General features: G+C 68.0%; 17 protein-coding genes and 2 tRNA genes. 7 read left to right on the top strand and 12 right to left on the bottom strand.

Translation table 11 applies throughout. The features are described from left to right. The first annotated feature begins 37 nt into the window (after positions 1-37). The 3 genes from cofC to Q9K23_RS21950 are packed head-to-tail and all read left to right on the top strand — an operon-like array spanning position 38 to position 3,996. Positions 38-799 carry a 2-phospho-L-lactate guanylyltransferase gene (cofC, locus tag Q9K23_RS21960; RefSeq protein ID WP_305950280.1) on the top strand — a complete coding sequence of 254 codons (762 nt, stop codon included), beginning with the start codon at positions 38-40 and terminating at the stop codon, positions 797-799. 22 nt (positions 800-821) lie between these two features. Further along, a complete protein-coding gene (locus Q9K23_RS21955) occupies positions 822-3,008 on the top strand; it encodes an RNA degradosome polyphosphate kinase (protein WP_020790822.1) in 2,187 nt (728 codons plus the stop codon). Positions 3,009-3,063: 55 nt separating this feature from the next. After that, positions 3,064-3,996, top strand: coding sequence for an NUDIX hydrolase (locus tag Q9K23_RS21950; RefSeq protein ID WP_053776624.1), 933 nt, complete (start codon positions 3,064-3,066; stop codon positions 3,994-3,996). Positions 3,997-4,195: 199 nt separating this feature from the next. Here the strand turns inward: Q9K23_RS21950 and Q9K23_RS21945 are convergent, their stop codons facing one another. The 3 genes from Q9K23_RS21945 to leuC all read right to left on the bottom strand — a co-directional run bounded on the left by Q9K23_RS21945 (position 4,196) and on the right by leuC (position 7,124). Next, a complete protein-coding gene (locus Q9K23_RS21945; protein ID WP_305950279.1) occupies positions 4,196-4,828 on the bottom strand; it encodes an HU family DNA-binding protein in 633 nt (210 codons plus the stop codon). Positions 4,829-5,009: 181 nt separating this feature from the next. Continuing rightward, complete coding sequence (gene leuD, locus Q9K23_RS21940) at positions 5,010-5,603, bottom strand: 3-isopropylmalate dehydratase small subunit (RefSeq protein ID WP_020790821.1); 594 nt, start codon at positions 5,601-5,603, stop codon at positions 5,010-5,012. Positions 5,604-5,696: 93 nt separating this feature from the next. Then, positions 5,697-7,124, bottom strand: coding sequence for a 3-isopropylmalate dehydratase large subunit (gene leuC, locus Q9K23_RS21935; protein ID WP_053778328.1), 1,428 nt, complete (start codon positions 7,122-7,124; stop codon positions 5,697-5,699). A gap of 120 nt (positions 7,125-7,244) precedes the next feature. Between leuC and Q9K23_RS21930 the strand changes: the two genes are divergently transcribed. Both Q9K23_RS21930 and Q9K23_RS21925 read left to right on the top strand, forming a co-directional pair. Then, on the top strand, positions 7,245-7,982 hold the full coding sequence (locus tag Q9K23_RS21930) for an IclR family transcriptional regulator (RefSeq protein ID WP_053778329.1): 738 nt from the start codon (positions 7,245-7,247) through the stop codon (positions 7,980-7,982). Between the two features lie 104 nt (positions 7,983-8,086). Next, positions 8,087-8,584, top strand: a complete 498-nt coding sequence (locus tag Q9K23_RS21925; protein ID WP_020792651.1) for a PPOX class F420-dependent oxidoreductase — start codon at positions 8,087-8,089, stop codon at positions 8,582-8,584. Between the two features lie 414 nt (positions 8,585-8,998). Here Q9K23_RS21925 and Q9K23_RS21920 read toward each other — a convergent pair. The 5 genes from Q9K23_RS21920 to Q9K23_RS21900 form a co-directional block, all read right to left on the bottom strand. Next, positions 8,999-9,071: transfer RNA gene (locus Q9K23_RS21920), tRNA-Glu, on the bottom strand. Between the two features lie 20 nt (positions 9,072-9,091). Further along, a tRNA-Gln gene (locus Q9K23_RS21915) sits at positions 9,092-9,163 on the bottom strand. 87 nt (positions 9,164-9,250) lie between these two features. Continuing rightward, a complete protein-coding gene (gene gltX / locus Q9K23_RS21910; protein WP_020791045.1) occupies positions 9,251-10,729 on the bottom strand; it encodes a glutamate--tRNA ligase in 1,479 nt (492 codons plus the stop codon). A gap of 30 nt (positions 10,730-10,759) precedes the next feature. Further along, complete coding sequence (locus Q9K23_RS21905) at positions 10,760-11,590, bottom strand: alpha/beta hydrolase (protein WP_020791044.1); 831 nt, start codon at positions 11,588-11,590, stop codon at positions 10,760-10,762. Beyond that, positions 11,587-12,360 carry a fumarylacetoacetate hydrolase family protein gene (locus Q9K23_RS21900; protein ID WP_053778330.1) on the bottom strand — a complete coding sequence of 258 codons (774 nt, stop codon included), beginning with the start codon at positions 12,358-12,360 and terminating at the stop codon, positions 11,587-11,589. Before Q9K23_RS21900 ends, Q9K23_RS21905 begins: the two co-directional genes overlap by 4 nt. Positions 12,361-12,490: 130 nt before the next feature. Between Q9K23_RS21900 and Q9K23_RS21895 the strand changes: the two genes are divergently transcribed. Then, positions 12,491-13,702 carry an MFS transporter gene (locus Q9K23_RS21895; RefSeq protein WP_305950278.1) on the top strand — a complete coding sequence of 404 codons (1,212 nt, stop codon included), beginning with the start codon at positions 12,491-12,493 and terminating at the stop codon, positions 13,700-13,702. Between the two features lie 27 nt (positions 13,703-13,729). Here Q9K23_RS21895 and Q9K23_RS21890 read toward each other — a convergent pair whose 3' ends face one another. Together Q9K23_RS21890 and Q9K23_RS21885 are read right to left on the bottom strand one after the other, a co-directional pair. After that, positions 13,730-14,740 (bottom strand): hypothetical protein, encoded by a 1,011-nt coding sequence (locus Q9K23_RS21890; RefSeq protein ID WP_261978067.1) that lies wholly within the window; start codon positions 14,738-14,740, stop codon positions 13,730-13,732. Next, positions 14,737-15,087, bottom strand: coding sequence for a GntR family transcriptional regulator (locus Q9K23_RS21885; protein WP_020794201.1), 351 nt, complete (start codon positions 15,085-15,087; stop codon positions 14,737-14,739). The genes Q9K23_RS21890 and Q9K23_RS21885 overlap by 4 nt, the downstream gene beginning before the upstream one ends. Before the next feature lie 1,117 nt (positions 15,088-16,204). Between Q9K23_RS21885 and Q9K23_RS21880 the strand changes: the two genes are divergently transcribed. Next, positions 16,205-16,468, top strand: a complete 264-nt coding sequence (locus Q9K23_RS21880; protein WP_020794200.1) for a hypothetical protein — start codon at positions 16,205-16,207, stop codon at positions 16,466-16,468. A 178-nt stretch (positions 16,469-16,646) separates the two neighbouring features. On the opposite strand, the gene Q9K23_RS21875 is transcribed toward Q9K23_RS21880, so the two are convergent. Continuing rightward, positions 16,647-17,657: a 3-isopropylmalate dehydrogenase gene (locus tag Q9K23_RS21875; protein WP_053778331.1), complete on the bottom strand. Its 1,011-nt coding sequence runs from the start codon at positions 17,655-17,657 to the stop codon at positions 16,647-16,649. After that, positions 17,654-19,249, bottom strand: a complete 1,596-nt coding sequence (serA, locus tag Q9K23_RS21870) for a phosphoglycerate dehydrogenase (protein ID WP_020790630.1) — start codon at positions 19,247-19,249, stop codon at positions 17,654-17,656. Before serA ends, Q9K23_RS21875 begins: the two co-directional genes overlap by 4 nt. Positions 19,250-19,426: the final 177 nt, after the last annotated feature.

Raw genomic sequence — 19,426 nt, 5'->3', positions numbered from 1 at the left:
CGCCGTGCGTCCGGCGGTGGGTGGGCATCATGGACGCATGAGGTCGAACGACGGACACGTCGGTGTCCCCGCCGGTGCGAGGGCACCGTCGTCGACCGGGCACTCCGCCACCGGTTGGGGGATCGACGACGTCGGGGCGGTGCTGGCGGTCAAACACCTCGACGGCGCGAAGACCCGGCTGGCGGCCAGCCGGCCACCGGAGGACCCGGATACCACTCCGGCGCACCGGGACCTGGTGCTCGCGATGCTGCTCGACACGGTGGCCGCGGTGTCCGCCGCGGGCGTCGGTCCGATCGTGGTGGTGACCCCCGACGACGACGTGCTGCGGACCGTGGCCCGCACCGGGGCCGCCGGGCTGCGTGAACAGCAGCATCCGCGGCCCTCGCTGAACCTGGCCTACCTGCAGGGTGCGGCATGGCTGCGGGCCCGACACCCCCGGCTGCGCATGGCGATGATGGTGCAGGCCGATCTGCCCGCCGCCACCGGCACCGCCCTCGCCGAGGTGCTCGGCGCCGCGAGTGCACACCGGGCCGCGCTGCTCGCCGACGCCGACGGCGACGGGACCGCACTGCTGATCCGGCCGATCTTCGCGGCCGACGCCCCGGCGTTCGGCGTGGATTCGGCAGCGGCACACCGACGCTCCGGTGCGGTTGAACTCGACCCGGCACGACGACGCTGGACCGAACTGCGCACCGACGTCGACACCGCCGCCGACCTCGATGCCGCGGTCGCACTCGGCGTCGGCACACACACCCGTGAGGTCCTCGCCACGAGTTTCACCGGTCGCCCGGCCCGGTGACGACCGGATGGTCCATCATTGAATGGTGAGCCCTGACGAACTCGCCTCCCTGGCCGCCACCACCCCGATCCCGGGCGCACCGCCGGCCGCCACCCTGACGCCCGACGAGTCCGCCGATCTGCCCGAGGACCGGTACCTCAACCGCGAACTCAGCTGGCTCGACTTCAATTCACGTGTCCTGGCCCTCGCCGAGGACGCCTCGCTGCCGTTGCTCGAGCGTGCGAAGTTCCTCGCGATCTTCGCCTCGAACCTCGACGAGTTCTTCATGGTCCGCGTGGCCGGCCTCAAGCGCCGCGACGAGACCGGGCTGTCGGTGCGCTCGGCCGACGGTCTCTCCCCGCGCGAGCAGTTGTTGCGGATCGCCGGCCGCACCCAGACGCTCGCCGACCGTCATGCCCGGGTGTTCCTCGACTCGGTGCGTCCGTCTCTGGCCGCCAACGCCATCCACGTGGTGTCGTGGTCGGAGCTCGACGCCGATCAGCAGCGTCGGATGGTGGAGTACTTCCACGAGCAGGTCTTCCCGGTGCTCACGCCCCTCGCCGTCGACCCGGCCCACCCGTTCCCCTATATCAGTGGCCTGTCGCTGAACCTGGCGGTCACGGTCAAGGACGCCAACGAGGGCGGCGAGCACTTCGCCCGAGTCAAGGTCCCGGACAACGTGAATCGCTTCGTCCGGGTCGACCAGCTGACCCCGGGGTCGACGCCCGCCGACTCACGCGGCCATCATCCGGCGGTCTTGCTGCCGATGGAGAACCTGATCGCGGCCAACCTCCAGCATCTCTTCCCCGAGATGGAAATCGTTGAGCACCACGTCTTCCGGATCACCCGAAATGCGGATTTCGAGGTGGAGGAAGACCGCGACGAGGATCTGCTGCAGGCCCTCGAGCGCGAACTCGCCCGCCGCCGTTTCGGTTCGCCGGTCCGCCTCGAGGTGGCCGACGACATGAGTGAGCACATGCTCGAGCTGTTGCTGCGCGAGCTCGACGTGAACCCGGCCGACGTGATCCAGGTACCGGGACTGCTCGACCTGTCGTCGCTGTTCGAGATCTACGGTCTCGACCGGCCGACGCTCAAGGACCGCCCGTTCGTCCCGTCGACGCATCCGGCGTTCGGGGAGCGCGAGACACCCAAGAGCGTGTTCTCCACGCTGCGTGAGGGCGACGTGCTGGTGCACCACCCGTACGACTCGTTCTCGACGAGTGTGCAGCGGTTCATCGAGCAGGCGGCCGCCGACCCCCAGGTGCTCGCGATCAAGCAGACGCTCTACCGCACCTCCGGCGACTCCCCCATCGTCAACGCCCTGATCGACGCCGCAGAAGCCGGCAAACAGGTTGTGGCACTTGTGGAGATCAAGGCCCGCTTCGACGAGCAGGCCAACATCAAGTGGGCACGGCAACTCGAGCAGGCCGGCGTCCACGTCGTCTACGGCCTGGTCGGATTGAAGACACACTGCAAGACGTGTCTGGTCGTGCGGCGCGAGGGGTCGACCATCCGCCGCTACTGCCATATCGGTACCGGCAACTACAACCCCAAGACCGCACGCGCCTACGAGGATGTGGGCTTGCTCACCGCCGCCCCCGACATCGGCGCCGATCTCACCGACCTGTTCAACACCCTCACCGGCTACTCCCGAAAGAAGGAGTACCGCAACATCCTGGTGGCGCCGCACGGGATCCGGTCGGGGATCATCGAGCGGATCAACCGGGAGATCGCCGCCCACAATGCCGGCGACGAGCGAGCACGGATCCGGCTGAAGGCCAACGCCCTGGTCGACGAGCAGGTGATCGACGCGCTCTACCGCGCCTCGCAGAGCGGGGTGCCGGTGGAGATCGTCGTCCGCGGCATCTGCGCGTTGCGGCCGGGGATGCCCGGGATCAGTGACAGCATCGTCGTCCGGTCGATTCTCGGTCAGTTCCTGGAGCATTCACGGGTGCTGTACTTCGGCGCCCAGGACGAGTACTGGATCGGCTCGGCAGACATGATGCACCGCAACCTCGATCGCCGTATCGAGGTGATGGTGCAGGTGCGCGACGAGCGGCTCACCGGTGAACTCGAGGACATCTTCGCCTCCGCGCTCGACCCCCGGACCCGGTGCTGGATCCTGCAGTCCGACGGCAGCTGGCTGGCCTCCCCCGCCGCGGGCGAGGAGGTGCGTGATCACCAGCGGGAGATGATGCGCCGCAACCGTCGCCGCAACTCCGGCAAATGAACCGGTCGCGTCCCGGTCACCGACCGGTAACCCGGGCCGCATAGGGTTGCCGCCGATGTCCAAGACACACACGGATTCTCCGAAGAACAACGGCAGGACGATCTGGGCGGCCGGCGGTGTGCTCTGGCGTCGGGACGGCGAAGCGGTGCGGATCGGATTGGTGCACCGCCCGCGCTACGACGACTGGACGCTGCCGAAGGGCAAGCAGGATCCGGGCGAGACCCTGATCGCCACGGCGGTACGCGAGCTCGCCGAGGAGACCGGTCACGCGGTACGGCTGGGCCGGCACCTGACCAAGGTGAGCTATGACCTCGCCAACGGCCGCAAGCATGTCCGGTACTGGTCGGCCGAGGCGGTGGGTGGCGAGTTCGAGCCCAATCACGAGGTGGACGTGCTCGAGTGGTTCGACATCGAGAGCGCGCAGGCACGGCTGAGCTATCGGCTCGATCGCAAGGTCCTGCACGAGTTCACCCGGTTGCCGCTCGACCTCACCCCGCTGCTGCTGGTCCGGCATGCGATGGCGGGCCGCCGTTCCCGGTACAAGGGCGACGACCGGACCCGCCCGCTCGACAAGACCGGCCGCCGTCAGGCACAGGCGCTGGTGCCGATCCTGTCGGCGTTCGGGGTGAGCGCGCTGAGCGCTGCCGACCGGGTGCGCTGCGTACAGACCCTCGAACCGGCTGCCGCCGCACTGGGAGTGGGGATCGGCTCCGAACCGACGCTGTCGGAGGAGGCCTATCGGGACGAGCCCGGGCCCGGCCGCGACCGCATCGTCGAGCTCGCCGGCACCGATGACGGTGTGGTGCGCGCGGTGTGCAGTCAGGGCAAGGTGATCCCGCCGCTGCTCGACTGGTGGTCCGAGCGCGACGGCGTCACCGTTCCCGCCGCACGCAATCGCAAGGGAAGCATCTGGGTGCTGTTCACCAGCGGTGGGCGCCTGCAGGCCGCCGACCACATCGAGAGCCCGCTGCCGCACGAGGCGGACTGATCCCGAGGTGGCCTCGCCCGGCGGGGCCACCTCGCGGCGTTGCAGCGCCCTCGCCCGCCGCACAGATGGTCCCGGTAGGTCCGGGCGTCCGGTTCATCGCGGTCCCGTCACAGATCCGTGCCCACAACGCAACTCACCCCTGACGAGGGAAGTTCGTCAGGGGTGGGTCGAGCTGGCCGACGGGCGTACCGTCGAGAGATCAGCGACGCGTGCGCTTGGCCGGAGCCTTCTTGGCAGCGGTCTTCTTTGCCGCGGTGGTCTTCTTGGCCGCCGTGGTGGTCTTCTTGGCCGGAGCCTTCTTGGCCGCCGTGGTGGTCCGCTTGGCCGCAGTGGTCTTGGCCGGGGCCTTCTTGGCTGCGGCGGTGGTCTTCTTGGCGGCGGTCTTCTTTGCCGCGGTGGTCTTCTTGGCCGCCGCAGTGGTCTTGGCCGGGGCCTTCTTGGCTGCGGCGGTGGTCTTCTTGGCGGCGGTCTTCTTTGCCGCGGTGGTCTTCTTGGCCGCCGTGGTGGTGGTGCCGCTGCCGCGCTTGACGGCCGGGCCGGCGGCGGTCAGCTTCTGCTTGCCCGCGACGACTGCCTTGAACTGGGCGCCTGGACGGAAGGCCGGCACCGAGGTGGCCTTGACCTTCACGGTCTCGCCGGTACGCGGGTTGCGCGCGACGCGCGGTGCGCGACGACGCTTCTCGAAGACACCGAAGCCGGTGATGGTCACGCTCTCCCCGCGGTTGACCGCGCGGACGATGGTGTCGACGACCAGCTCGACCGCGGCTGTGGCGGTCTTGCGATCTGCGTCGAGCTTCTTGGTCAGCTCATCGATGAGCTCTGCCTTGTTCATGGGGTTACCTCCGCAAGCTGTTCTGGCTGCATCTTGACATGGCCAGCTATCCCCACACGGTAAACGTCGAAGACGAAAACGTCCATCTTCCACGCCAATCGACGGGACGTGTTGCGAAAAACATGAGGCCGCAATCACGTTCCCGTCGATGCGGGCGGGCCCGGCAGAGGGGCGGGAGAGATCAGCCCGGAAGGGTCACCGGCTTGAACGACGGACGGTGGCCCTCGTACTCGGAAATGGCCTCTACCTGGCGCAATGTCAGTCCGATGTCGTCCAGACCCTCCATCAGACGCCACCGGGTGTAGTCGTCAATTGTCAACGGGACCACGAGGTCTCCCGCGGTCACGGTCCGGTCGGGAAGGCTCACAGTCAGTTCCAGACCCGGCTGCTCCTCGAGCCGCTTCCACAGCAGTTCGACGTCGGGCTGCTCGACCTGGGCGGCCACGAGTCCGGCCTTTCCGGCGTTGCCGCGGAAGATGTCGGCGAAGCGGGACGAGATGACGACCCGAAAACCGAAGTCCGACAGGGCCCACACCGCGTGCTCACGGGAAGACCCGGTCCCGAAGTCGGGTCCGGCGACGAGCACCGAGCCGCGGCTCCAGGGCTCGACGTTGAGGATGAAGTCGGGGTCGGTACGCCATCCGGCGAACAGCCCGTCCTCGAATCCGGTTCGGGTGACGCGCTTCAGGTAGACCGCGGGGATGATCTGGTCGGTGTCGACGTTGCTCCGGCGCAGCGGGACGCCGATCCCGGTGTGGGTGATGAACGGTTGCATCGTTGTGATCCTTACGAGATGAAAAGACTGATGGCGGTGGTGATCCGGGCCGGCGAGCCGTTCGCATACCTAACGGCCGACGACCCCGCCGATCTACAGATCCGCCGGCGACGACAGCGTGCCGCGGACCGCGGTGGCCGCGGCCACGGCGGGCGACACCAGGTGGGTCCGGCCGCCCTTGCCCTGCCGACCCTCGAAGTTTCGGTTGGAGGTCGACGCGCAACGCTCCCCCGGCGCTAGCTGATCGGGGTTCATGCCCAGGCACATCGAGCAGCCGGCCTGACGCCACTCGGCACCTGCCGCGGTGAAGATCTCGCCCAGCCCCTCGTCCTCGGCCTGTGCGCGCACGCGCATCGACCCGGGCACCACCAGCATGCGTACGCCCTCGGCAACGGTGCGGTCCTTGAGGATCTCGGCCACCGCACGCAGATCCTCGATCCGGCCGTTGGTGCACGATCCGACGAAGACGGTGTCCACGGTGATGTCACGCAGCGGGGTGCCGGGTGTGAGGTCCATGTACTGCAGGGCCTTGGCGGCGGCGCTCGAGGCGTTCTCGTCGCCGAAGTCGGCCGGATCGGGTACGACCGCCGAGAGGGGCGCGCCCTGACCGGGATTGGTGCCCCAGGTCACGAACGGCGACAGCGACGCGGCGTCGATGTGCACCTCGGCGTCGAACTCGGCGTCGGGGTCGGTGCGCAGCGAATCCCAGTAGGCCACCGCGGCATCCCAATCCGCGCCCTGCGGAGCCTGCGGGCGGCCCTTCAGGAAGTCGTAGGTCACCTGGTCCGGCGCGATCATCCCGGCACGGGCGCCGGCCTCGATCGACATGTTGCAGATGGTCATCCGCGCTTCCATCGACAGCTTCTCGATGGCCGGGCCGCGGTACTCCAGCACATAGCCCTGGCCGCCGCCGGTGCCGATCTTGGCGATCACGGCCAGGATCAGGTCCTTGCTCGTCACCCCGGCGGGCAGTTCGCCGTCGACGGTGATCGCCATGGTCCGGAAGGGACGCAGCGACAGGGTCTGGGTGGCGAGCACGTGCTCCACCTCGGAGGTTCCGATTCCCATTGCGAGCGCACCGAATGCGCCGTGCGTCGACGTGTGGCTGTCACCACAGACGACGGTCATGCCGGGCTGGGTCAGTCCCAGCTGCGGCCCCACCACGTGCACGATGCCCTGCTCGGCGTCGCCCATCGGGTGCAGGCGGATGCCGAACTCCGCGCAGTTGTGGCGCAGGGTCTCGACCTGGGTCCGCGAGACCGGATCGGCGATCGCCTCGTTGATGTTGAGGGTCGGGACGTTGTGGTCCTCGGTCGCGATCGTGAGATCGGGACGGCGCACGGGGCGTCCGGCGAGACGCAGGCCCTCGAAGGCCTGGGGGCTGGTCACCTCGTGCACCAGGTGGAGATCGATGTAGATCAGGTCGGGGTCCTGACCACCGTTGGCACTACCGCTCACGACCACGTGGTCGTCCCAGACCTTCTCGGCCAGGGTCCGTGGCTTGGTGGGGCTGTTCGTCATGGCTGCACTCGCAAACTGTCTCGGTACACACTGTTTGGCGTCACATACCGGCGCCGGCGGTTCCGGGCTGAATCCGCGCCGATATGTGCATCTCACTATCTGGACGGTTAGTATCGCCCTATGGGAAAGGATAGCGCAACGGCACCCGCGAGCGGAATCGGTGTTCTCGACAAATCGATGACCGTTCTGCGAGCGATCGCCGACGCCCCGTGCAACCTCACCGAGTTGTGCGAGCGAACCGGCCTGCCACGCGCCACCGCACATCGTCTGGCCGTCGGGCTCGAGACGCACCGCCTACTGGCCCGCAACGCCGCCGGACGCTGGTACCCGGGCCCCGCACTCGGCGAACTCGCCTCATCGGCACACGATCCCGTCCGCGAGGCGGCTTTGATGGTGCTGCCCCGACTCCGGGAGATCACCGGCGAATCGGTGCAGGTGTACCGGCGCGAGGGCTCCGAGCGAGTGTGTATCGCGGCGATGGAGCCGCCGACGGGGCTGCGCGACACCGTCCCGGTGGGCACCCGCTTCCCGATGACGGCCGGGTCGGCGGCCAAGGTGCTCGCCGCATGGGCCGAGCCGTCGATCCTGCGGGCCCTGGTCACCGACAGCGTCTTCAGTGACCGTGCCCTGCACGAGATCCGGCGCCGCGGTTGGGCTCAGAGCGCCGGCGAACGGGCCGCGGGTGTGGCAAGTGTCTCGGCTCCGGTACGGGACGCCGGTGGCGATGTGGTGGCTGCGATCTCGGTGTCGGGGCCGATCGACCGGATGGGCCGGCGCCCCGGCGCCCGCTGGGCCGCCGATCTGCTCGCCGCCGCCGAGGCCATCCAGAAGCGCCTGCAGCCGGGTACGCCGGGCTGACCGGGCCGGGCCGGTCGCGGCGGTTGCACCAGACAACCGTCACCGGCCGGCTGCGCGTGCACGAATACCTGGTCGCATCAGGGGCTTTGCGTTAGCGTCGTCACATGGGAGTCAATCAGCGCGGACAGATCACCATGTCCGACAACGAGATCGCCGAGTTCATCGCCCGTAGCCGCACCGCGACCCTGGCCACCACCGGCCCCGACGGCGCGATCCATCTGGTGGCCATGTGGTACGGCGTGATCGACGGTGAGATCTGGTTCGAGACCAAGGCCAAGTCCCAGAAGGCGGTGAATCTGCGCCGCAATGGCCGGTGTTCGGTACTGATCGAGGACGGCGACACCTACGACACCTTGCGCGGCGTCGCCATCGAGGGCACCGCGGAGATCCTCGACGACCCCGATTCGTGTCTGCAGATCGGCATCTCGGTCTGGGAGCGGTACACCGGTCCGTACACCGAGGAGTCACGGCCCTTCGTCGACCAGATGATGCACAAGCGCGTGGCGGTGCGGATGATCGGCGAACGCACCCGCTCCTGGGATCACCGCAAGCTCGGACTGCCCCCGATGCCGGTGTCCGGTTCCACCGCCGAGTTCCACTAGACCCGGATCGCGGTACCGTCCGTCGCCGTCGTCACCACCCATATCGACCGGCACCACCGCGATACCGGCCTTCGGACGGGCACGCGATGACGGCGGTGACGATCGGTGCCCACATCGGCCCCACGTCTTCGGGGCGTGCAGACCGATCCGGATACCGGCCTTCGGACGGGCGCGGGGGTGGCGGATGCCGTGCAACCGGACGGGCCATGTGCGATCGCTGTGACGAAGGTCTCGGCGGCCGGGCATCCTGGCCGGCGCTCGGTGGGCCCGCGCGGCCGCCGCCGGCATCGCCCGCGCGATCGACCATCCGTGCGAGTCGACGACGATCACGATGGATGGACCCGACCGGTTCGACACACCCCGACAAAGACGAAGGTCCCCTTCCCGGTGAACCGGGAAGGGGACCTTCAGGTGTAGCCCCGACGGGATTCGAACCCGCGCTACCGCCTTGAGAGGGCGGCGTCCTAGGCCGCTAGACGACGGGGCCATGGACCTTGTGTGGTCTCGCTGGGGTACCAGGACTCGAACCTAGAATGGCTGAACCAGAATCAGCTGTGTTGCCAATTACACCATACCCCAAGGGTTTTTCCCTTTTTCCCTTCGGAAAAGGACCTCCGAAAGATTAGCAGAGACCTACCCCTAAACTACAAATCGCCTGGTGAGAGGCTATTTTGCAGCCAAATCCCGGCCTGAACGCAGGCGGGCCAGCGACTTCTCCCGGCCGAGCAGCTCCATCGACTCGAACAACGGCGGGCTCACCTGCGAACCGGTCACCGCGACACGCACTGGACCGAAGGCCTTGCGCGGTTTGAGGCCCAGATCGTCCACCAGGGCCCCGTTGAGCGCATCGTGCAGCGCGGTGGTGTCCCAGGCCTCGAGGGCGTCCACAGCGGCGATGGCGGCGTCGAGCACCGGCACCGCGTCGGCACCGAGGTTCTTCGAGGCGGACTTCTCGTCGATCGTGAAGTCGGCGTCGGAGACGTAGAGGAACGACATCAGCGCCCAGGCCTCACCGAGCACCTGGATACGCGTCTGGACGAGCTCGGCGATCGCGGTGAAGCTCGCGTCGTCGACCGGCTCCGCGAGGTGCCCGTGCCCGATCAGGTATGCCTTCAGCCGGCCGGCGAAGTCGCCGAGATCGAGCATCCGGATGTGCTCGGCATTGATCGCGTCGGCCTTCTTCTGGTCGAAGCGCGCCGGGTTGGAGTTGACCTGATGGACGTCGAACGCCTCGATCATCTGCTCGAGGGTGAACACGTCGGAGTCGCCCGAGTAGCCCCAGCCGAGCAGCGCCAGGTAGTTGAGCAGCCCCTCGGGAAGGAAGCCGCGGTCGCGGTGGTGCAGCAGGTTGGACTGCGGGTCACGCTTGGAGAGCTTCTTGTTGCCCTCGCCCATCACGAACGGCAGATGACCGAACTCCGGGACGGCCTCGGCCACACCGATACGCATGAGCGCCTCGTACAGCGCGATCTGTCGCGGCGTCGACGACAGCAGGTCCTCACCACGGAGCACGTGGGTGATCTTCATCATCGCGTCGTCGACCGGATTGACCAGGGTGTAGAGCGGGTCGCCGTTCGCGCGGGTGAGGGCGAAGTCGGGAACGGTCCCGGCCTTGATCGTGGTGGTGCCGCGAACCAGGTCGTCCCAGGACAGATCCCGATTCGGCATCCGCAGTCGCACAACGGGTTTGCGACCCTCGGCGCGATAGGCCTCGCGCTGCTCGTCGGTCAGGTCGCGGTCGAAGTTGTCGTAGCCGAGCTTCGGGTCGCGGCCGGCGGCACGGTGACGTGCCTCCACCTCCTCGGGACTGGAGAAGGCCTCATATGCCTCGCCCGCGGCGAGCAGTCGGGCCACCACGTCGAGATGGATGTCACGCCGCTCGGACTGCCGGTACGGCCCGTAGGGTCCGCCGACCTCGGGGCCCTCGTCCCAGTCCAGACCCAGCCAGCGCAGCGATTCGAGGATCGCGTCGTACGACTCCTGGCTGTCGCGGGCGGCGTCGGTGTCCTCGATCCGAAAGACGAAGGTGCCCTTGTCATGGCGCGCCTGCGCGAAGTTGAACAACGCCGTTCGCACCATGCCGACGTGCGGGGTCCCGGTCGGCGACGGACAGAATCGGACACGGACTGCATCGGAACTGGTCATGGCCCTCAGGGTATCGAACCCGGCGAGCGCTCAGTCCCGGTGTCGGTTACAGAAGTCGATGATCAATCCGTTGACCTCGGCCGGCTGCTCCAGATACCCGAAGTGTCCGGCGCGGGCGACCTCGGCATACTCCGCCGCCGGGATCGCGTCGGCCACCTCACGGGCCAGGAACACCGGAAGCGTACGGTCGTCGGCGAATCCGACGACCAGCGACGGCACCGTGATCGCCCGGTAGGCGTCGAGTCGCGAGGTCTCCCCGGTGTGCAGTTCGAGCTGGGCACGCACACCCGGCGTCACCGTCTGCGGCGAGAACCCGATGATGTCGAGCCAGTCCCGCGCGGAACGATCGTCGGCGAGCGTGTGCGGCGAGAGGTTCATGTGCGCGGTGATCGCGGCCTCGTACTCGCTGGGCAGAGCGATCTTCTGGTCGTAGAGCGCCCGCTCCCCGGCCGAGAACGCCTGCTGCAGTGGGGTGCTGCGACCATAGGTGGCCAACATCACTGCACCGCGCACCACATCGGGACGCGCGAGCGCGAGTTCCTGGGTGATGCGCGCACCGAGCGAGGTACCGATGACGAACGCCGGCCCGTCGCCGAGGTGCTCGATCAGACCTGCGGTGTCGGCGACCATGTCGTCGAGGGTGAATCCGTCGGCACACTCCGACGACGGCGCGATCCCGCGGTTGTCGAAGAGCGCCACCCGGTAACCGGCCTTGCGCAGCGCGGGGAACTGGTTGGCCTTCCAGACCCGCCCCGGACTGCCGGTGCCCATCACCATCACGACGAGCGGACCGGAACCGGCCACCTCATAGGAGATGTCGATCCCGTTGATCCGGGCCTTCTGCGGCGCGGGTGCGGTCACGGCTTGTCCACCACCGGGTTGGTGAGCGTGCCCAACCCGGAGACGGTGACCGAAACCCGTTGTCCGGCAACCATCGGCCCGATCCCCTCCGGGGTACCGGTGAGGATCACGTCACCGGGGAGCAGGGTCATCACGCGGGAGATCCACTCCACGATCTCGCCGATGTCGTGCAGCATCAACGAGGTTCGGCTGCGCTGCTTGACGACACCGTCGAGTTCGGTGACGAGTTCCACATCCGAGGGGTCGAAGTCGGTCTCGATCCACGGCCCGAGCGGACAGAAGGTGTCGTAGCCCTTGGCGCGCGTCCACTGCACGTCGATCGCCTGCTGATCACGGGCGGTGACGTCGTTGGCGACGGTGTAGCCGAGGATGACGTCGGCGGCCTTGGCGGCCGGGATGTCCTTGCAGGGGCGGCCGATCACCACTGCGAGCTCACCCTCGAAGTCCACCCGCTCGGATGACGGCGGTCGCACGATCGGCACCTCGGGGCCGATGATCGAGGTGTTGGGCTTGATGAAGATCACCGGATCTGCCGGTGCCTCGCCACCCATCTCGGCCGCGTGCGCGGCGTAGTTCTTGCCGATGCAGATCACCTTGGAGGCGAGGATCGGGGCGAGGAGCCGGACATCGGCGAGCGGCCACGACCGACCGGTGAAGGTCGGTGTGCCGAAGGGGTGTTCGGCGATCTCCTTGGCGATGACCCCGTTCTCGGAGTCCTCCAGGGAGACAAAGGCGACACCGTCGGGACTGGCGATTCGACCAAGACGCATGGGTCGAAGCCTATCGCACCCGACGATGTCCACACTGCGAGACGTCGATTGGTCGCACCACGCGACGCCGTTCTACAATGTGAACATTCTGTTTCAGTATGTGAGACAGTCGCGATCGCCAGGAGGTGTCATGGAAGCCGTCGAATCCGCCGGAGCCACCCGCAGGTGGGTCATGCTCGTGTGCTCGCTGATCGCGGCCATGACCACGACCTGCGTGGTGAGCGGCTTCGCCTATCTCATCCCGGCGCTGCACTCCGACGGCATGTCCATCACCGACGCCTCGGTGCTGGCGACCATCCCGACCGTCGGACTGATGCTGGCGATCCTGGGTTGGGGTGTGCTGCTCGACCGTCACGGCGAGCGGCTGATCCTGATGATCTCGTTGACCATCACGTTTGTCGGTGCGCTGACGACCCTGGCCGCCGCGTGGGCACACGCACCGCACTGGGTACTGGCGGTCTGCCTGTTCGTCGGCGGACTCGGGTCGGGTGCGGCCAACGGCGCGAGTGGCCGGATCGTCGTCGGGTGGTTCCCACCCCGACAGCGCGGAACCGCGATGGGTGTGCGGCAGATGGCCCAGCCGTTGGGGATCGCGGTCTGCGCGTTGACGATGCCGGTGATCGCCGCACGGCACGGGATCGCCGCGGCATTGATCGTGCCCGCGGTGGTGACCGGGATCGGGTTGCTGGTGTGCATCGTCGGGATCGTCGATCCCCCGGCCCGGCCGGGCGGTGCCGCCGCCGGCAAGCCCCAGCCCAATCCGTACCGTCGCAGTTCGTTCCTGGCGCGTGTGCACGCGGTGAGCGTGTTGCTCGTCATCCCGCAGTCGATGCTGTGGACCTTTGTCCCCACGTGGCTGATCGTCGCCAAGCACTGGTCGCCGGCGTCGGCGGGGCTGATGGTCACCGTGACGCAGACCGTGGGTGCGCTGGGCCGGATCGCCGCCGGCCGGTGGTCGGATGCCTGGTTGTCGCGGATGCGACCGATCCGGGTGATCGCCTCGGTCGCGGCACTGGCGATGGCCGCTTTGGCCCTCACCGATTGGCTCGACACCCCGGCGGCGGTGGCGATCATGATGGTGGCCTCCATCGTCAGCGTCGCCGACAACGGGCTGGCCTTCACCGCGATCGCCGAGTACGCCGGACCGCGGTGGAGCGGACGGGGTCTCGCGGTGCAGAACACCGCACAGTATCTGGCGACGGCGGCGATCACTCCCGCCTTCGGTGCGGTGATCACCGCGGCCGGCTTCCCGATCGCGTTCCTGATCGGTGCTGCCGCACCGCTTGTCGCCATCCCCCTGGTTCCCGCCGACCCGGTACCCGAGTTGGAGCCGGTGGCCTGACCCGGTCACCGGTCGGCCGGGCGCCGATCACCCGTCCGCACCCGGCCGGATGCCCGCGTTGATCAGTCCGGCCGCGATGTCGGCGTCGTCGACCACCACCACGTCGCGTCGACCGTCGGATCGCGTGAGCAGCAGTCCCGGGCCGGAGCGGAGCACGAAACCCTGTGCCCCGCGCAGGGGTCCACGCACCGAGAGCCGGAATCCGTAGCCGCCGAAGTCGGCCAGTGCGCGGACCGGCACCACCTCGGCCCGGACCACGTCGTCCATCGGAATCCGGCGGCGTGGCCGGCCGAGGATGCCCCGGACCTCGATCTGCCTGCGGTCGACCGTGACCCGCACCGACCACAGAGCGGCGGCCGAGAACAGCACCACGACGATCGGGACCAGCAGCCACCAGGGCCCGATCGCCACCGCGATGATCAGCAGGACCAGTTCGACGACGCCGACGAGTGCGGCGGCCCAGGGCGACGTGGAGACGTTGCGGCGCCAGAAGAACTGTTCTCCGGCGGCGAGGTCACCGAGCGGTGCGACACCGACGGCGTCCGGTGCGGCAGCCGTCCATGTGGGGATCAGTGCCGCCGACGCCACCGCGACGAGCACTGCGACACCGAAGGTGATCACGATCGGCCACACCGGTGTCGACAGTGAATCGATGTCGGTGACTCCGCGCTGGTCCGCCGCCACCGCCGGGGCGATCCCGGCGATGACCACGGCGAGGAAGTTCACCAGCGCCACCACGGTGCGCGTGATCCGCGTGTCGCGACCCCACCAGCAGGTGGCCCCGCCGATCACCGCACCGATCACCGCCGCGGCCATCGCCATCACCATGGCGCCGGTGATACTGCTCGTGCCGTCGACACCGTGGGAACCCCAGTGCGAGGCAATGGGATCGGGGAGGTCCGGCCGCCACGCGCTGAGCAACGACACGGCCACCACACCGGCCGCGACCGGTGGGACGATCCCCAGCGGCAGCATCCGAAGACGTTGCGCCCGTGTCGGTCCCGATGAGCTCTGCATGCCCGTCGCGGGGGTGGTCATGACATCCTCCTGGTGATCTCGGTGGTCAGTTCCGTTGCACTCACGCCGAATCGCCGCGCGACCTCGACCAGCGCGTCGACCGCGGCACCCCATTCCGCCCGGTCGGGCGCCGATTCGGACACCACCGCACCGCGGCCACGCCGGAGTTCGACGAGCCCCTCGTCACGCAGCATCTGATAGCCACGCAGCACGGTGTGCACGTTCACCTCGAGCGAGGCGGCAAGATCCCGGGCCGTCGGCAACCGCTCCCCCGGCACCACGTCTCCGGCGGCGATGGCCCGACGGACCGACGCCGCAATCTGTTCGAAGATCGGAGCACGATCGGCAGGATCGATTCGGATGAGCACAACCAGATCCTATAGTTCTATTTCAACTAGAACAAGTAGTGTCCGTCTGGTCAGTGGTGACAGACCTCCGGCCGCGCGGCCACGCCCCAACCGCCGGTTGAGCCGGTCGACCGCACACCCCTCACGGTGGCAGAGCACGCCGTCCTCGCGCCCCACACGATGGTTGAGCAGGACGTCCTCGCACCCCAAACGATGGTTGATTTCGACAAGCTCAATCCGACGGACCAGGACGTCCTCGCGCTAGCGAGGCCGACCGTCCGTCGAAACCTCTGCAACATCACGCCGGACGCACCCACCTCCGAGGTGCCCACGTTCCGACATCGGCCTGCGGAGATTTCGACACGCGTCGTCGCTACGCTCCTCCACGGCTCAATCAGCAAAAACCACACCCCACACGACGATTGAGCACGACGTTCCCCACACGATGGTTGAGCAGCACGACCTCGCACCCCACACGACGGTTGATTTCGACAAGCTCAATCCGACGGACCAGGACGTCCTCGCGCCAGCGAGGCCGACCGTCCGTCGAAACCTCAGCCACGTCACCCCGCAACGCACCCACCTCCGAGGTGCCCACCACCTGACATCAGCCGACGGAGATTTCGACACGCCTCGTCGCACCCCAAACGATGGTTGAGCAGGACGTCCTCGCACCCCACGCGGTGGTTGCGCAGCACAACCTCGCACCCCACACGACGATTGAGCAGCACGACCTCGCACCCCCCACGATGGTTGAGCAGGACGTCCTCGCGCCAGCGAGGCCGACCGTCCGTCGAAACCTCTGCAACATCACGCCGGACGCACCCACCTCCGAGGTGCCCACGTTCCAACATCAGCCTGCGGAGATTTCGACACGCGTCGTCGCTACGCTCCTCCACGGCTCAATCACCAAAAACCACACCCCACACGACGATTGAGCAGGACGTCCTCGCGCCAGCGAGGCCGACCGTCGTCGAAACCTCTGCAACATCACCCCGGAACGCACCCACCCCCGAGGTACTCACCACCCAACATCGGCCTGCGGAGATTTCGACACGCGTCGTCGCTACGCTCCTCCACGGCTCAATCACCAAAAACCACACCCCACACGACGATTGAGCACGACGTTCCCCACACGATGATTGAGCAGCACGACCTCGCACCCCACACGACGGTTGATTTCGACAAGCTCAGTCCGACGGACCAGGACGTCCTCGCGCCAGCGAGGCCGACCGTCGTCGAAACCTCAGCCACCTGGCGCTGGAACGCACCCACCAACAAGCGCGTCACCACCCGACATCAGCCGCCGGAGGTTTCGACACGCCTCGTCGCTACGCTCCTCACCGGCTCAACCAGCAAGAACCACACCCCACGGCCGCGCGCCGTCGCGTGTCTGGACTGACGAAGAGCGAGGGAGCTTGCGACCGAGGTGATGAGGAGGGAAGACGCGCGGTAAGGCGAGCGGCCCGCGACGACGAAGTCGGCGCAGACAAACACAGCGCAGACAAACACAGCAGACGACCGAAGGCCGGCCCCGAGTGGGGACCGGCCTTCGTTCACATCAGTCGAGAAACGTTGCGCTACAGGCGCTCGCGGATTCGCTTTCCGATCTCCGACGTCGACAGCGTCTGTCCGTTGCGTTCGAGCAGGTCGTCGGCGACGGCCTTCTCCACGCGGCGGGCGGCGTCGGCTTCACCGACCTGCTCGAGCAGCAGGGCCGCCGACAGGATCGCGGCGGTCGGATCGGCCTTGCCCTGGCCTGCGATGTCGGGGGCGCTGCCGTGCACCGGCTCGAACATCGACGGGTTGGTCCCGGTGGCGTCGATGTTGCCCGACGCCGCCAGCCCGATACCACCGGACACCGCGGCGGCGATGTCGGTGATGATGTCGCCGAACAGGTTGTCGGTGACGATCACGTCGAAGCGGCCCGGATCGGTGACCAGGTAGATGGTCGCCGCGTCCACGTGGCAGTAGTCGGTGGTGACGTCCGGGTACTCTTTGCCGATCTCGTCCACCGCACGGCTCCACAGCGAACCGGCGAAGGTGAGCACGTTGGTCTTGTGGACCAGCGTGAGGTGCTTGCGGCGTCGGGTCGCCCGCTCGAAGGCGTTGCGCACCACACGCTCCACACCGAAGCGGGTGTTGAGGCTGACCTCGGTCGCCACCTCGTTGGGGGTGCCGACGCGGATGGCGCCACCGTTGCCGGTGTAGGGCCCCTCGGTGCCCTCGCGGACCACCACGAAGTCGATGTCGGGGTCACCGGCCAGCGGCGAGGTCACTCCCGGCAGACGACGCGACGGACGCAGGTTGACGTGATGGTCGAGTGCGAACCGCATCTTGAGCAGCAGACCGCGCTCGAGCACGCCGGACGGCACCGACGGGTCGCCGATGGCGCCGAGCAGGATCGCGTCGTGCTCTCGGAGCGAGTCCAGGTCTGCGTCGGTGAGCAGCTCACCGTTGCGGTGGTAGCGGCGTGCACCCAGGTCGTACTCGGTGGTCTCGACGTCGGGCACGACGGTGCGCAGCACCTCGAGTGCCTCGGCGATGACCTCGGGTCCGATGCCGTCACCGGCGATCACGGCGAGTTTCATGACAGGTCCACCTGCTCGATCAGGGTGGCACCCACGGCGCCACTGATGGCGTCGACGACGGAGTCGTCGACCTTGCGGCTGACGCGCAGGATGACGGTGGCACCGGTTCCCTCGGCGTCCTGCGACAGCGCGGCGGCCAGGATGTCGATGCCGGCATCGCCCAGCAGGGTGCCGATCTTGCCCAGCGAGCCCGGCTGATCGGTGTAGCTGACCAGCAGGTTGAGGCCCTCGGCACGCAGATCGAAGTTGCGGCCGTTGATGTTGACGATCTTCTCCACCAGACGCGGCTCGGTGATCGAGCCGGACACGTTGTGCACCGACCCGTCGGCGAACACGGCCTTGACGTCGACGACGCTGCGGTGGTTGGGGCTCTCGGTGGCGGTGGTGACCTCGCTGGTCACGCCACGGGCCTCGGCCACGGCGGGGGCGTTGACGAAGGTGATCGGGTCGTCGAGCACGGCCTGGAACAGACCGCGCAGCGCCGACAGTCCCAGCACCGAGACGTCGCTGGAGGCCAGCTCACCGCGCACGTCGACGACGATCGACGACGGCAGTTCGGTGCTGATCGCACCGATCAGCACACCGAGCTTGCGGGCCATCTCCAGCCACGGGGCGACCTCTTCGTCGACCTTGCCGCCGGTGATGTTCACCGCGTCGGGGACGAAGTGGCCGGCCAGCGCCAGACGCACGCTCTTGGCGACGTCGGTGCCGGCACGATCCTGGGCCTCGCTGGTGGATGCACCGAGGTGCGGGGTCACCACGACCTGCGGCAGCTCGAACAGCGGCGAGTCGGTGCACGGCTCGGTGGCGTACACGTCGAGGCCGGCGCCGCGGACCTGACCGGAGTTGATCGCGTCGGCCAGCGCCTGCTCGTCGACCAGACCACCGCGGGCGGCGTTGACGATGATGACGCCCTTCTTGGTGCGGGCGAGCTGCTCGGCACCGATCAGACCCAGGGTCTCCGGGGTCTTGGGCAGGTGCACGGTGATGAAGTCGGCGCGCTCGAGCAGTTCGTCGAGGGAGACCAGCTCGATGCCCAGCTGGGCGGCGCGGGCCGGCGACACGTAGGGGTCGTAGGCGATGATGTGGGTCTCGAAAGCGGCGAGACGCGCGGCTACCAGCTGACCGATGCGGCCGAGGCCGACCACGCCGACGGTCTTGTCGAAGATCTCCACGCCGTTGAACGACGAACGCTTCCAGGCGTGCTCGCGCAGCGTGGCGTCGGCGGCCGGGATCTGGCGCGCGGTCGACAGCAGCAGGCTGATCGCGTGCTCGGCGGCGGTGTGGATGTTCGACGTCGGAGCGTTGACCACCATGACGCCACGCGCGGTGGCGGCCGGCACGTCGACGTTGTCCAGGCCGACGCCTGCACGGGCGATGATCTTGAGCTTCTTGCCGGCGTCGAGCACGTCGGCGTCGACAGTGGTGGCGGAACGGACCAGGAGCGCATCGGCGTCGACGACGGCCTCGAGGAGCTTGGGACGGTCGGGGCCGTCCACCCAGCGCACCTCGACACCGTCACCGAGGGCTTCCACGGTGGACGGGGCCAGTTTGTCGGCGATGAGGACGACCGGCAGGCCTGCTGTGGTCACAGTTGTTCTCCAGAATCGGTTGCGAGATCGGGTGCGATGCCCTAAAAGCATCCAGCAGACAGCTTAGAGGGCGTGACCAGGACCTTGGTCACCGGTCGTCCAAACCCGGGACCTCCTGCGGTCCGTGGGGAGTACATTGTGGTCGTCGTTACCTGGCGCCATCACGGATCGGTTGCA

Source organism: Gordonia sp. NB41Y (assembly GCF_030718915.1).
In the GTDB taxonomy this organism is placed as follows: domain Bacteria; phylum Actinomycetota; class Actinomycetes; order Mycobacteriales; family Mycobacteriaceae; genus Gordonia; species Gordonia desulfuricans.
The sequence above is the reverse complement of the archived record's forward strand: the minus strand, read 5'-3'. Positions and strand labels throughout refer to the sequence as shown.

Excerpts from the sequence above, each read along its gene's own strand:
- cofC (WP_305950280.1), top strand. The coding sequence starts at position 38 with ATGAGGTCGAACGACGGACACGTCGGTGTCCCCGCCGGTGCGAGGGCA.
- Q9K23_RS21955 (WP_020790822.1), top strand. The coding sequence starts at position 822 with ATGGTGAGCCCTGACGAACTCGCCTCCCTGGCCGCCACCACCCCGATC.
- Q9K23_RS21950 (WP_053776624.1), top strand. The coding sequence starts at position 3,064 with ATGTCCAAGACACACACGGATTCTCCGAAGAACAACGGCAGGACGATC.
- Q9K23_RS21945 (WP_305950279.1), bottom strand. The coding sequence starts at position 4,828 with ATGAACAAGGCAGAGCTCATCGATGAGCTGACCAAGAAGCTCGACGCA.
- leuD (WP_020790821.1), bottom strand. The coding sequence starts at position 5,603 with ATGCAACCGTTCATCACCCACACCGGGATCGGCGTCCCGCTGCGCCGG.
- leuC (WP_053778328.1), bottom strand. The coding sequence starts at position 7,124 with ATGACGAACAGCCCCACCAAGCCACGGACCCTGGCCGAGAAGGTCTGG.
- Q9K23_RS21930 (WP_053778329.1), top strand. The coding sequence starts at position 7,245 with ATGGGAAAGGATAGCGCAACGGCACCCGCGAGCGGAATCGGTGTTCTC.
- Q9K23_RS21925 (WP_020792651.1), top strand. The coding sequence starts at position 8,087 with ATGGGAGTCAATCAGCGCGGACAGATCACCATGTCCGACAACGAGATC.
- gltX (WP_020791045.1), bottom strand. The coding sequence starts at position 10,729 with ATGACCAGTTCCGATGCAGTCCGTGTCCGATTCTGTCCGTCGCCGACC.
- Q9K23_RS21900 (WP_053778330.1), bottom strand. The coding sequence starts at position 12,360 with ATGCGTCTTGGTCGAATCGCCAGTCCCGACGGTGTCGCCTTTGTCTCC.
- Q9K23_RS21895 (WP_305950278.1), top strand. The coding sequence starts at position 12,491 with ATGGAAGCCGTCGAATCCGCCGGAGCCACCCGCAGGTGGGTCATGCTC.
- Q9K23_RS21890 (WP_261978067.1), bottom strand. The coding sequence starts at position 14,740 with ATGACCACCCCCGCGACGGGCATGCAGAGCTCATCGGGACCGACACGG.
- Q9K23_RS21880 (WP_020794200.1), top strand. The coding sequence starts at position 16,205 with ATGATTGAGCAGCACGACCTCGCACCCCACACGACGGTTGATTTCGAC.
- Q9K23_RS21875 (WP_053778331.1), bottom strand. The coding sequence starts at position 17,657 with ATGAAACTCGCCGTGATCGCCGGTGACGGCATCGGACCCGAGGTCATC.